Source organism: Pedomonas sp., from assembly GCF_036515995.1.
GTDB lineage: Bacteria > Pseudomonadota > Alphaproteobacteria > Sphingomonadales > Sphingomonadaceae > Pedomonas.
In genome coordinates, this window is the sequence record NZ_DATBUP010000229.1 from 1 (window position 1) to 12,131 (window position 12,131).

Annotated in this window: 12 protein-coding genes and 1 pseudogene; 9 read left to right on the top strand and 4 right to left on the bottom strand. The window is 64.5% G+C overall.

Annotation, left to right across the window (positions count from 1 at the left end):
- Positions 1–260, bottom strand: a pseudogene (locus tag VIG90_RS16830) (hypothetical protein); the annotation flags it as partial.
- Complete coding sequence (locus VIG90_RS16835) at positions 253–996, bottom strand: HpcH/HpaI aldolase family protein (RefSeq protein WP_331594681.1); 744 nt, start codon at positions 994–996, stop codon at positions 253–255. The gene VIG90_RS16835 and the pseudogene VIG90_RS16830, both read right to left, overlap by 8 nt.
- 253 nt (positions 997–1,249) lie before the next feature.
- Between VIG90_RS16835 and VIG90_RS16840 the strand changes: the two genes are divergently transcribed.
- Together VIG90_RS16840 and VIG90_RS16845 are read left to right on the top strand one after the other, a co-directional pair.
- A complete protein-coding gene (locus tag VIG90_RS16840; protein WP_331594682.1) occupies positions 1,250–2,443 on the top strand; it encodes a Yip1 family protein in 1,194 nt (397 codons plus the stop codon).
- A gap of 130 nt (positions 2,444–2,573) precedes the next feature.
- Positions 2,574–2,975, top strand: a complete 402-nt coding sequence (locus VIG90_RS16845) for a GFA family protein (RefSeq protein ID WP_331594683.1) — start codon at positions 2,574–2,576, stop codon at positions 2,973–2,975.
- A 105-nt stretch (positions 2,976–3,080) separates the two neighbouring features.
- On the opposite strand, the gene VIG90_RS16850 is transcribed toward VIG90_RS16845, so the two are convergent.
- A complete protein-coding gene (locus tag VIG90_RS16850) occupies positions 3,081–3,905 on the bottom strand; it encodes a ferritin-like domain-containing protein (RefSeq protein ID WP_331594684.1) in 825 nt (274 codons plus the stop codon).
- A 137-nt stretch (positions 3,906–4,042) separates the two neighbouring features.
- Complete coding sequence (locus VIG90_RS16855; RefSeq protein ID WP_331594685.1) at positions 4,043–5,050, bottom strand: LLM class flavin-dependent oxidoreductase; 1,008 nt, start codon at positions 5,048–5,050, stop codon at positions 4,043–4,045.
- Positions 5,051–5,213: 163 nt separating this feature from the next.
- Between VIG90_RS16855 and VIG90_RS16860 the strand changes: the two genes are divergently transcribed.
- The 7 genes from VIG90_RS16860 to VIG90_RS16890 all read left to right on the top strand — a co-directional run.
- A complete protein-coding gene (locus VIG90_RS16860) occupies positions 5,214–6,734 on the top strand; it encodes a catalase (RefSeq protein ID WP_331594686.1) in 1,521 nt (506 codons plus the stop codon).
- A 168-nt stretch (positions 6,735–6,902) separates the two neighbouring features.
- Entirely contained in the window at positions 6,903–7,547 is a 645-nt protein-coding gene (locus tag VIG90_RS16865) for a PepSY-associated TM helix domain-containing protein (protein ID WP_331594687.1), read from the top strand.
- Between the two features lie 14 nt (positions 7,548–7,561).
- Positions 7,562–8,092 (top strand): DUF2271 domain-containing protein, encoded by a 531-nt coding sequence (locus VIG90_RS16870; RefSeq protein ID WP_331594688.1) that lies wholly within the window; start codon positions 7,562–7,564, stop codon positions 8,090–8,092.
- Positions 8,093–8,102: 10 nt separating this feature from the next.
- Positions 8,103–8,924, top strand: a complete 822-nt coding sequence (locus VIG90_RS16875) for a DUF4198 domain-containing protein (protein WP_331594689.1) — start codon at positions 8,103–8,105, stop codon at positions 8,922–8,924.
- A gap of 27 nt (positions 8,925–8,951) precedes the next feature.
- The gene (locus tag VIG90_RS16880) at positions 8,952–10,010 is read left to right on the top strand and encodes an FAD:protein FMN transferase (RefSeq protein ID WP_331594690.1); all 1,059 of its coding nucleotides are present in this window, start codon (positions 8,952–8,954) and stop codon (positions 10,008–10,010) included.
- Between the two features lie 3 nt (positions 10,011–10,013).
- Complete coding sequence (locus tag VIG90_RS16885; protein WP_331594691.1) at positions 10,014–11,378, top strand: sulfite reductase subunit alpha; 1,365 nt, start codon at positions 10,014–10,016, stop codon at positions 11,376–11,378.
- 146 nt (positions 11,379–11,524) lie between these two features.
- On the top strand, positions 11,525–12,131 hold a 607-nt coding region (locus VIG90_RS16890), incomplete at its 3' end, for a methyltransferase (protein ID WP_331594692.1).

A 12,131-nucleotide genomic window follows, 5' to 3' on the forward strand; every position in this document is an offset into this window, starting at 1 on the left:
TAGTCCGCCAGCGTCTGGCGCAGCGCCGGGATGCCGTTCTGGTGGGTATAAAATACATGCCCGTCGCGGATCGCCTGCGCCGCCGCCTCGCCGACGAACGGCGGCGTCGGCAGATCGCCCTCCCCGAACCACAGCGGCAGCACGTCGGTGGTATCGAAGGCCTGCTTGGCGATGTTGGCAATATTGTCGAGCGAGACCGCCGCCACATGCGGGGCAACGCCCGTCAGCGCAGTGCGCCGCTCCTCGTCCCTCTCAGTCATCCGAACCCTCCCCTTCGAATTCCCGCCGTGCATCTGCAAACCCCTGCCGCAGGAGACTGACGTCATCTCCCACAATCACCAGCCGGAAGCCTTGTCGCGCCCGTGCCTTTGCGGCTGACGGGCCATGGGTGAACAGGCCGCACGCCACCCCGGCCGCGGCGCACAGCTCGCGAATGCGCCCGATGGCTGCCTCGAGCCCGTCCCCCATATCGCCGAGGGACAGGCCAAGGTCGCCCGGCCCGATGAAGACCATGTCGACACCGGGCGTCGCGGCAATGGCGGCAGCATTCTCAAACCCTTCGCTTGTCTCCAGCATCACGCACACCGCCGTCTCTTCGCGGCAGCGCGAGACATACGCGCCCACCTCTCTCAAGGGCCGGATGCCGCCGCCGCTGCGCTGGCCCTTGGGGGGATAGTGGGCGGCGGCAACCGCCTGCGCTGCGTCCTCCGGCGTGTTGACGAGGGGCACGATCACCCCGCATGCGCCTGCGTCCAGCGCCTGACCGATAAGCTCCGGCCGGTTGCGCGCCACCCGCACCAGGGCGGCGCTGTCGCCCGTCAACCCCAGCGCCCATTCGAGCGAGCCCCGCTCCCACAGGCCGTGCTGCGCATCCAGGACAATCACATCCGGGCGGCACTCCGCCGCCAGTTCCACCACGACCGGAGTGCCGAGGTTCAGCCACAGGCCCGCGGTTGCCTCTCCGGCCCGCCATCTGGACACTAGACTTGCGCGCATTACCGCCCGTCCTTTCTGGCTGCTTCACGACACCAGCATATGATTTCAGATGAAACCATAAACCTAAAACAGTTCTAAACGGCTGAAAAATTTACCGCTTGGTACCGTCTTGCCGCTGAATTAGATTTACGGACTAGAATGTCCGACCGGGCAGCCGGGAAATGGGGCGGCACGTCTGATTGGCGGCAGGGGTACACCGCCACGCAGCATGCACTGCACCCGGATCGGATGGTCTCAGCAATGGGGGGGAACCATGGAAACCAATGCAGCATCTCCGGCGCCGTCATCCGGCCTGGTCGAACGGGTCAAGGGCATATTGCTCCAGCCGTCCAAGGAGTGGGACCGGATCGATACCGAATACACGTCCACTGCCCGGCTCTACAAAAACTATGTCATGCCGCTGGCGGCCATTCCCGTCCTTGCCGGGCTCATCGGCTCGCTCGTGTTCGGCCACTCCCTGTTCGGCATCAGCTATCGGCCGTCCTTCGGCACGGCGGTTGGCGCAGCCGTCGTGCAATATGTGCTGACCCTCGCCTCCGTTTTCGTGATCGCGCTGGTCATTGACGGGCTCGCCCCGGTTTTCCATGCTTCCCGCAATCGCGCCCAGGCCCTGAAGGTAGCCGCCTATTCGGCCACCGCCGCATGGGTGGCCGGCATATTCGAAATTATTCCGGCCATTTCCCTCCTGTCGATCCTCGGTTTTTACAGCCTTTATCTGCTCTATCTCGGCCTGCCGAAGCTGATGAAGGCCCCGCAGGACAAGGCGCTCTCCTACACCGCTGTGGTGATCGTCGCCTCGATTGCCGTGTTGATTCTCACCGGTGCTCTGGCGTCTTCCGTGACCGGACTTTTCGGGAGCGGGGGCGGTGTACTGTCTTCCAGTTCCGACGAGATCTCCGGCAGCATGAACGTGCCGGGCGTCGGCGCGGTTGATCTGGACAAGCTCAACGCGGCAGCCAGGCAAATGGAAGACGCCGCGCGCGACATGGAGAACGGCACCGGCAAGCAGCCCATTGATCCGGGCAAGCTTGCCGCGTTCCTCCCCTCCCGCCTTACAGGGCTGGAGCGCACCGGGGTGGAGTCCTCCGCTGGCGGTGTCGGCGACATCGGCGGCTCGCAGGCCAGCGCCACCTATGGCTCGGGCGATATGACCGCGTCGCTGGAAGTGACCGACCTTGCCGCCATGGGCGGCTTTGCCGCGATGGGCTCTGCCCTCAATATCCAGTCCAGCCACGAGACCGATACCGGCTACGAGCGCGTCAGCACCGCTGACGGGCGCATGGTCACCGAAAAGTGGGACAAGGCCAGCCGCAGCGGCTCCTACAATGTCATCGTCGGCAATCGCTTCGTCGTCGAGGCTGAGGGACAAGGCGTCGACATGGACGACCTCAAGGCCGCCGTCGCCAGTGTCAACCTGCGCGATCTGGAAAAGCTCGCCGGTCGCTGAGCCCGTACTGCAAACAATGAGAGGCCGGCCGCTCCAACCCGGGCGGCCAGCCTTCTCGTTCCGCCTGACGGCTCGAACCGGACACTTGAGGTTGCTACGTTATGATCAAGCAAGACTCGGGGATACGCGCATGATGACCCGTGTCGCATCGTGCAGCTGCGGGCAGCTCCGCCTGACATGCGAAGGCGAGCCTGCTCGCATCTCCGTGTGCCATTGCTTTGAATGCCAGAGACGCACCGGCAGCGTCTTTGGAACGCAGGCGCGCTTCTCGCTCAAGCAGGTGACGATCGAGGGGAGCGCCACGCAGTGGACGCGGCTCGGCGATAGTGGCCAGCCAACCGCCTTCAGTTCCTGCCCGGTATGCGCCTCGACGGTTTACTGGGAGCCCAATGGGTCACCAGGCTCCGTTGTTGTGGCGGTTGGCATGTTTGCTGACCCGAGCTTTCCACCGCCGCATGTCTCCGTCTATGAAGAACGCCAGCACGAATGGGCGCTGGCGGCAGGCCAATTGCCGCTCCAGCATGAATTTTAGCCGTCTTGCCGCGATCAGTTCGGCGCTTTCTCTCAGCAGAAGGGCGCGGCGTTGCCGTGCAACCCGCGCCCTCGAACAGAGATGATTAATTTATGAGGTGAGCGATCAGGGCAGAACCGGCTCGCCCTGGCTCACCGTTGCCTGCGGCTCGTTCTGCTTGCCCGCCGCTGCCGGGTTGATGAGTTCCTTGGCCAGACCGCTCAGCGCGTCATCTACGGCTTTGTCCTCCTCCATCAGGCGATGCAGGGTCTCGGCCTCGCTCATGCGGTCCATGGTCTTGGCATAGGTTGCCGCCGTGCCCAGTCCGGCAATTTGATGGTGGATCAGGCGCTGGAGCGACGCCACGATGCCCGCGTCACGCAGCGCTTCCGATCCGCTGACTTTGCGCATCTTCTCGGTCTCGTTGACCAGAGCCTCCATCGCGTCGTCTTCGTGGATTTCCGGGGACGCATCGCACCGCTCCAGAATGCTGGCGATCTGCTCCTGATGATGCTTGACCTGCATGCGGTAGCCAGACAGCTTCTGGCGGATGGCGCCATGTTCGACCACGTTTTCCAGCGACTGAAGCAGGTCTTCCATCTGGCCCTTGGCGTTGTGGAGTTCCTGCAGCTCGTTGATGTAGAGCGTCTGGAAATTATCGATGCTCGCCGTGCCTGACATGAACGGCTTGGCCAGCATGCGGAACATGTTGCTGTAGCCCTGACGCAGCGGCACGTTGTCGGTTATCGCCGCCTTCATCGGGCAGTAGCGCGTTGCGCCGCGCGCCAGCAGTGAGGCGCTGGCAAGGCCGAACAGGGTCCGCTTCATGAAACCGCCACGCTGGGCAGCGGCGCCTAGGGCCAGTCCGCCCAAAAGGGAGACCCAGCGCTCCGTGCCCGTTACATTCCGACGCGTATGATAGTGGGTGCCTGCAGCAGACCGGTTCGCCATGTTCTGAAAGCTCCTTTTATGACACGAGGGATTGGCCCCCGCCCAGTTGTCCTGCTCACTAAACACATGGCTGCCGTTGCCGTTCCGCTCTGCGACGGTCGGGCCGAGGGCCGGCCCCGGTGCGCTGCCCTTTACGGTCAGGCCTTTGCCGCTCCGTTCAGTTTCCGGCCCACCTCGGCCATGAGCTCGAACGAGCGCAGCCGCGCCCTGTGGTCGAAGATCTGGCCCGCAACGATCACTTCGTCGACACCGGTCTCCTCGATAAAGGTCCTCAAGCTCTCCTCCACCATGTCCGGCGTGCCAACTGCGGTGCAGGCCAGCATCTGCTCCACGCCGAACTTCTCCGCCGGGGTCCAGAACCCATCCATGCTGTCGCGCGGTGGGGGCAACGGGCCGGCCTGACCGCGCCGCAACAGCACGAATTGCTGCTGGGCCGAGGTGAACAGCCGCCGCGCCTCCGCCGCGCTGTCTGCCGCAAAGACATTATAGCCTGCCAGCACGTAGGGCCTGGGGCAGGTGGGAGACGGCTTGAACAGGGCCCGGTAGAGTTTCAGCGCCTCCATCAGGTGCGTCGGCGCGAAATGGGAGGCGAAGCCGAACGGCAAGCCAAGGTGCGCCGCCAGTTGCGCGCCGAACAGGCTGGAGCCCAGTATCCACATCGGCACGTTCAGCCCTTCGCCCGGCACCGCCCGCACCGCCTGGCCCGGCTCGGCGGTGCCGAAGTAGCGCTGAATCTCCATCACATCCTGCGGGTACCGATCAGCGCTGTTGCTAAAGTCGCGCCGCAACGCCCGCGCCGTTGCCTGATCCGTTCCGGGCGCGCGCCCCAGCGCCAGATCGATGCGCCCCGGATAGAGCGATTCAAGTGTGCCGAATTGCTCCGCCACCACCAGCGGCGCGTGGTTCGGCAGCATGATGCCGCCTGCACCCACCCGGATCGTGCTGGTCCCCTCCGCCACGAACCCGATCGCAACCGCCGTTGCTGAACTGGCGATGCCCGTCATGTTGTGGTGCTCCGCCAGCCAGAAGCGCTTGTACCCCCATGCCTCGGCATGACGGGCCAGATCGCGGCTGTTGCGCAACGCCTGTCCGGCATCGCTGCCCTGAACGATCGGTGCGAGATCGAGAACGGAAAAGACAGGCACAAAAACCCCTTAAGCGGCTGGATAAAGCAGTCGGGCGGCACCCCACGGCAGAGCTTCAATGTGAGAGCGCCCGCCCCATCGATCAAGCCGCCACACGCAACAGCGGGCGGTCTTGCCCGTTGTTCCCTGATCCACGACATCCAGCGGCAGGGAGAACTTCATCATGGCAGAGGACAGCAAGCCTTCAGGCAACAGGCCCGGCGTGGGCCTCACGACCCGTCAGGGTCACCCGGTTTACGACAACCAGAACACGCGCAGCGTCGGCCCGCGTGGCCCGCTTGTTCTCGAGGATTATCAGTTTCTGGAGAAGATTACCCACTTCGACCGCGAGCGTATCCCTGAGCGCGTGGTGCATGCGCGCGGGGCCGGAGCGCACGGCTGGTTCGTGCCGACCGGAAGGGCCGGCGACATCTCGATCGAAGAGTACAGCCGCGCCAAGGTGTTCCGCAAAGGCACCCGCACGCCGGTCTTCATCCGGTTTTCAACTGTAACGCACGGTGCGCACAGCCCGGAGACGCTGCGGGACCCGCGCGGCTTCGCCATCAAATTCTATACCGAAACCGGCAACTGGGATCTGGTGGGCAACAATCTGAAGGTGTTCTTCATCCGCGATCCCATCAAGTTTCCCGATCTCATTCATGCCTTCAAGCCGGACCCGGTCATCAACGTCCAGCATCCCAACCGGATTTTCGATTTCCTGAGCCTGACGCCGGAATCCACCCACATGGTCACGTGGCTGTTCAGCCCTTGGGGCATTCCGGCCAGCTACCGCGAGATGCAGGGCTCGGGCGTCAACACCTACAAGCTTGTCAACGCCCACGGGCAGACGGTGCTGTGCAAGTTCCACTTTCAGCCGAAGATGGGCGTGCGCAACCTCAATCAGGACGAGGCCAGCGGCCTGCAGGCCACCAACTGGAACCATGCGACGCAGGATCTCTACAATGCGATCCAGCGGGGCGAACATCCGGAGTGGGACATGTACATCCAGGTCATGAGCGACGATGACCACCCCGAGCTGGACTGGGACCCGCTGGATGCCACCAAGCTGTGGCCGGAGGACCAGTTCCCCATGCTGCACGTCGGTCATGTGGTGCTGGACCGCAACCCGGCGGATTATTTCAACGAGGTGGAGCAGGCATCCTTCGGGACCGGCGTGCTGGTGGACGGCATCGATTTCTCCGACGACAAGCTGCTGCTGGGACGCACCTTCGCCTATTCGGACACCCAGCGTTACCGGGTGGGACCGAATTATCTGCAGTTGCCCATCAACGCGCCCCGGTGCCCCTTCGCCACCAACCAGCGGGGCGGCCAGATGTCCTATGTGGTGGACGGGGCAGATCAGGGGACGGACCCTCACATCAACTACGAGCCCTCCAACCGCAACGGCCTGCGCCAGCAGGACCGGCTGGGGCCGCCGCCGCGCATATTCGTGGAAGGGCAGGTCGGGCGCCAGCCGCTCGAGCGGCCCTGCAACTTCAAGCAGCCCGGCGATCGCTGGCGCATGTTCTCGGATCTTGAGCGCAATGAACTGGTAAGCAATCTGGTCAACGCGCTCTCGCAGTGTGACGCCATCATCCAGGAACGGATGGTGAGCCACTTCACCCAGTCCGACCCGGACTACGGCCGCCGCGTTGCCGAAGGGCTGGGTATCAGCACCCCGTCTGCAGCGATGTCCGCCTCGTAACATCGCCAGCCCTTCCTGACGGGCCGGGTTTGACGGCGCAGGGATTTCGGTTCCTGCGCCGTAACTGTTTGCGCCCAGGCGGTCTGTGCTGAGGGAGCCTTGGCAATCTTTTGCGAATAACTCTCATTTGTACTACCAGTCCCGCTCGGGAATCTTTATAGAGGCGATATGGCTGATTCGATTGCCCCAGATAACACCAGAAACCGGAACCGCCGGGGCTTCTGGCTGCGCCATATCCAGCGCTGGCACTGGATCAGCTCTGGGCTTTGCCTTGTCGGCATGCTGGTTTTCGCCTTCACCGGCATCACCCTGAACCATGCAACGCAGATCGAGGGAACCCCGCAGGTGACCGAGCAGGAAGCCGTCCTGCCCACGCCGCTGCTCCAGGGCCTGCAAACCGGGGCCGATGAGGGAGAGGCTCCCCTGCCCGCTCCCCTGCGAGACTGGCTGAGCGAGGAACTCGACCTCTGGGTCGGCGATCGCACCGCCGAATGGTCCGAAGAGGAGATCTACGTCTCCCTTCCCCGGCCGGGAGGGGACGCCTGGCTGACCGTTGACCGGGAGACCGGCGACGTTGTCTACGAGCAGACCGATCGCGGCTGGATCGCCTACCTCAATGACCTGCACAAAGGCCGCAACACCAGCACGGCCTGGAGCTGGTTCATCGACATCTTCGCCGCCGCTTGCGTCATTTTCTCCCTGACCGGCCTGCTGCTGCTCCAGCTTTACGCGGGCAACCGTCCCTCCACCTGGCCGGTGGTCGGCCTCGGGCTCGTCATTCCGGTCATTCTCGCCATTTTGATGATCCACTGAAAAGAGGCATCGCCATGAAGTCCCTCAAACCCCTCTGGCTCACCGGCCCGGCCGTCCTTGCCGGCATGTCGGTTGCTCCGGCCCATGCGGCCGGCATGTCCGTTTCGGTGGAAATTCCGCGCATTAACGTCAGCGAATATCACCGCCCGTATGTGGCGATGTGGATCGAGGGCGGCAGCCTTGCCAAGCCGCTCGATCTCGCCGTCTGGTACGACGTGAAGATGGCGGACAACGGCGGCACCAAGTGGCTCTCCGACATGCGCCTGTGGTGGCGCAAGAGCGGCCGCAATCTCACCATGCCGGTCGATGGCGTCAGCGGTGCCACCAAGGCCCCCGGCACCCATGACGTCAGCTTCACTGAAGGCAAGAAGCCGCTCAACAGCCTGCCTGCAGGCCAATACGAATTCGTCATCGAGGCCGCGCGCGAACTGGGCGGCCGCGAGTTTTTGCGCATTCCCTTCCAGTGGCCGCCCAAGGGCGGAGAAAACCTGTCCGCCAAGGGCAGCTCCGAACTCGGCGCGGTCAAACTCACTTTGAAGAAATAAGGAGACACGCATGTCCAACCGCTTCAAGAATCTCGCGACCGGCCTTGCCGCGGTTGCCGTCCTGTCGATGGCGTCCGTCTCCGCCAGCGCCCACCGCGCCTGGATTCTGCCCTCCGCCACCAACGTCTCGGGCAACGACATGTGGGTGACGGTTGACGCTGCTGTCTCGAACAACCTGTTCAACGCCGACCATGTGCCGATGCAGCTGCGCGCCCTCAAGGTCGCCGCGCCCGATGGTTCGGCCGTCGAGCCCCAGAACGGCAATACCGGCCGCTACCGCACCACGCTCGACGTGAAGCTGGACAAGCCGGGCACCTACAAGATCTACTCCGAAGGCCACTCCGCGACCGCCACTTACAAGGTGGGCGGCGAGACCAAGCGCCTGCGCGGCCCGGTCGAGCGGCTGAAGGAAATTCCAGCGAACGCAACCGACGTGAAGATCACCGAGGTCGTCAGCCGCAACGAAACCTTCGTCAGCAACGGCAACCTGACCAAGGACGTCTTCAAGACCACCGGCAAGGGCCTTGAGCTGGAGCCCGTCACCCATCCGAACGATCTGGTCGAGGGCGAAGCCGCCACCTTCCGCTTCCTTCTGGACGGCAAGCCCGCCGCAAACCTGAAGGTCGTCGCCGTGCCCGGCGGCACCCGCTATCGCAATCAGGCCATCGAAATCACCGGCCAGACCAACGCTAACGGCGAGGTGTCCCTCACCTATCCGACGCCTGGCATGTACTGGCTGGAAGTCGAGACGTCCGACGACAAGACGTCCGTGCCGCAGGCCAGTGCCCGCCGCGCCGCCTATGTCATGACCGTTGAAGTCATGCCGCAGTAACGGGTCGGGCGGGCGCGTCTTTTTCAGATGGCGCCCGCCAACTCTCCTCACTCGATGCGCATTCTCGTTCCCCCCGCCCTGTCGCCCCTCGCCATCGCCGGCCGGGAGCCGGACGCTCCGGTGGAAAGCCTCAGCGGGCACACCATGGGAACGAGCTGGTCCGCCCGCCTGGTGGCGCCGCCCGCGCTCGGCCTCTCCCTTCCAGACATTGAAGCGGCCATCCAGTACCGGCTGGACGAAGTCATCGCCCAGATGAGCCACTGGGAGGAACACTCCCTCCTCTGCCGCTACAACACGGCCGCCCCCGGCTCGTGGCATGAGCTGCCCACGCCCTTCCGCACCGTTTTGAAATGTGCCCGCCAGATCGCGGAGCAGACATCAGGCGCATTTGACCCGACCATCGGCGCGCTCGTTGATCTCTGGGGATTTGGGCCCGCCCCTGCCCGCAGCGAACCTCCTGCGCAGACCGAAATTGACGCGGCGCTGGCCTCAGGCGGCTGGCAGAAACTGGAATTCGATATTTCCGGCCGCAGCATTTTGCAGCCCGGCGGACTGCGCCTCGATTTTTCCGGCATCGCCAAGGGCTTTGCCGTCGATCATGTGGCGGATGCCCTGCAACACCTCGGCCTGCGCCATTTCCTTGTGGAGATCGGCGGGGAGCTGCGCGGCGAAGGCGTAAAGCCTGACGCTTCGCCGTGGTGGGTGGCCATCGAGCGCCCCGCTTACTTTTCGCGCATCTCTTCAAATACGCCCGGCGGCCTCACTGAAACCCGTGTCGCGCTCTACGGCCTGTCCATTGCCACCTCCGGTGATTACCGCCGCTGGTTTGAAAGCAATGGGCGGCATTTCTCCCACACGCTTGACCCGCGTACCGGCTGGCCCATCGACAACGGCGTGATCTCGGCCACCGTGCTGCACCCCTCCTGCATGCTGGCGGATGCCTGGGCCACCGCCCTGACCGTTCTTGGGGCGGATGCCGCCCTCGCCGCTGCGGATAAGCACAAAATCGCCGCCTACCTGATCCGGCGAACCGGCGATGGTGTTGAGGAGCTCCTCTCGCCCGCCCTTCGCGAAATGTTGGATTAAATCATGTCTCCCGAGTTGCGCCTTGCGTATGCCTTTGCCGTTGCCCTGCTCTACGGGCTGTTCTGCCTGTGGATCGCCCGCCGCCACAAAATGCGCAAACAGCAGGGCGTCAGCCTGCAGAACGGGAGTGAGGACGCTTCCCTGCTGGTGGCCTATGCCAGCCAGAGCGGCTTTGCCGAATATCTGGCCGGGCGCACGGCCGAGAGCCTGAGCGCCGCCGGTCGCACCGTCACGCTGCTGCCGCTGGAACAGGTGCACGCAGACACCCTGGCAACGTTCGAGCGCGCGCTGTTCATCGTCAGCACCACCGGCGAAGGCGATGCGCCGACCCACGCCTTCCGCTTCGTCTCCAAGGTGATGAGCGCGTCCGCTGACTTTTCGCGCCTCCGCTATGGCGTGCTGGCGCTGGGGGATCGCAGCTACGCGAATTTCTGCGCCTTCGGCCGTCAGCTGGATGACTGGCTGCGCGCAGCCAAGGCCACGCCCTTGTTCGAGCGGATTGAGGTGGACAACGGCGCGGACGCCAGCATTGCCGCGTGGAAGGAACAGCTGACGCGTCTTGGCGCCTCCGAAAATGTTGCAATCTCCGATGGCCCGCAATTCGCGCCGTGGGTGCTGGCCGAGCGCACGCTCCTCAACCCCGGCAGCATCGGCGGCCCGGCCTATCTGGTGCGCCTGCGCGCGTCTTCGCCTGACTTGGCATGGGAAGCTGGCGACATCGCCGAAATCGAGCTGCCCGGCCATGCGCCCGAGGCGTCCGGCCATCCGCCGCACCGCAGCTATTCCATCGCCTCCCTGCCGGCAGACGGCATGCTCGATCTCATCGTCCGGCAGGTGCGCCATGAAGAAGGCCAGCTTGGCGCAGGCTCGGGCTGGCTCACCCATCATGCGCCCGTGGGCGGCACCGTTCCCCTGCGCATCCGCCGCAACAGCAGCTTCCACCCGCAGGAGGCCCTGCGCCCGCTCATCCTCATCGGCAACGGCACCGGGCTTGCGGGCCTGCGCGCCCATCTGAAAGCACAGGCCGCCTCTGGCGAGGCCCGGAACTGGCTGATCTTCGGCGAGCGCAACCGCGCGCATGATTTCTTCCTGCGGGAGGAGCTGGAAGCGTGGCAGGCCAGCGGCGTGCTTGAGCGGCTGGACCTTGCATTTTCCCGCGATCAGGAGGCGCGCGTCTATGTGCAGCACCGCCTGCTCGAGGCCCGGGACAGCGTTGCCGAATGGGTCAGCCGGGGCGCGGCCATTTATGTCTGCGGCAGCGCCGAAGGCATGGCCGGAGACGTTCACGCCGCGCTTGCCGACATTTTGGGCGATGCCCAGCTCGCCCAACTGACCGAAGACGGCCTTTATCGCCGGGACGTGTACTGAAGCTTCGGCCAGATCCGCCTCGTCGCTTCATTTGCCGCCCCATCTTGCGGATCCCATGGCTTTGCCCGTAAGGGAGCCCCAAGGAATGGGCGTGCGCGGCAGCCGAATTGCCGCCGTTTCTGCCCAAGGGGAAGGATCTTCAGGCCGTGACACGCAAAGGACAGGTGCGCCAGGCATTCGGCCTTGCTGCTGCGACCTATGACCAGCATGCCGCGGTTCAGCGCCAGGTGGCCCGGCATCTGGCCGAGAAAGTCCTGTCCCAGCCCTTACCGCCTGCGCCCCGCGTTCTGGAGCTCGGCTGCGGCACCGGCTTCGTTCACGCCGCTCTCCAGCCCCGGCTTGCCTATGGTGAGTGGATATTCTCCGACCTCTCGCCCGACATGATCTTTACAGCGCAGGGGCGCTTCGGCCATCTGCCCAACACCCGCTTCGTGGTGATGGACGGCGAGCAACCCTGCTTTGCGCACAATTCCCGGTCTGGTCCTGGCGGTTTTGACCTCATCGTCTCCAGCCTGTCCTTCCAGTGGTTCGAGCGGCTGGCCGAAAGCGTTGAGGCGCTGCGCCGCCTGCTTGCCCCCGCCGGCACCCTCGCCTTCAGCACCATGGCGATCGACAGCTTTCACGAGTGGCGGGCGGCGCACGCCGAACTGGGGCTTGAGGCCGCAACGCCTGATTACCCTTCACCCGTCCGCCTTCAGGCGCTCTGGCCCGAGGCCGAAGTGCATGATGAGCACATCACCCAAGGCTTCGGTT

Coding starts and splice junctions, on each gene's coding strand:
- VIG90_RS16835 (WP_331594681.1), bottom strand. CDS start 996: ATGCGCGCAAGTCTAGTGTCCAGATGGCGGGCCGGAGAGGCAACCGCG.
- VIG90_RS16840 (WP_331594682.1), top strand. CDS start 1,250: ATGGAAACCAATGCAGCATCTCCGGCGCCGTCATCCGGCCTGGTCGAA.
- VIG90_RS16845 (WP_331594683.1), top strand. CDS start 2,574: ATGATGACCCGTGTCGCATCGTGCAGCTGCGGGCAGCTCCGCCTGACA.
- VIG90_RS16850 (WP_331594684.1), bottom strand. CDS start 3,905: ATGGCGAACCGGTCTGCTGCAGGCACCCACTATCATACGCGTCGGAAT.
- VIG90_RS16860 (WP_331594686.1), top strand. CDS start 5,214: ATGGCAGAGGACAGCAAGCCTTCAGGCAACAGGCCCGGCGTGGGCCTC.
- VIG90_RS16865 (WP_331594687.1), top strand. CDS start 6,903: ATGGCTGATTCGATTGCCCCAGATAACACCAGAAACCGGAACCGCCGG.
- VIG90_RS16870 (WP_331594688.1), top strand. CDS start 7,562: ATGAAGTCCCTCAAACCCCTCTGGCTCACCGGCCCGGCCGTCCTTGCC.
- VIG90_RS16875 (WP_331594689.1), top strand. CDS start 8,103: ATGTCCAACCGCTTCAAGAATCTCGCGACCGGCCTTGCCGCGGTTGCC.
- VIG90_RS16880 (WP_331594690.1), top strand. CDS start 8,952: ATGGCGCCCGCCAACTCTCCTCACTCGATGCGCATTCTCGTTCCCCCC.
- VIG90_RS16885 (WP_331594691.1), top strand. CDS start 10,014: ATGTCTCCCGAGTTGCGCCTTGCGTATGCCTTTGCCGTTGCCCTGCTC.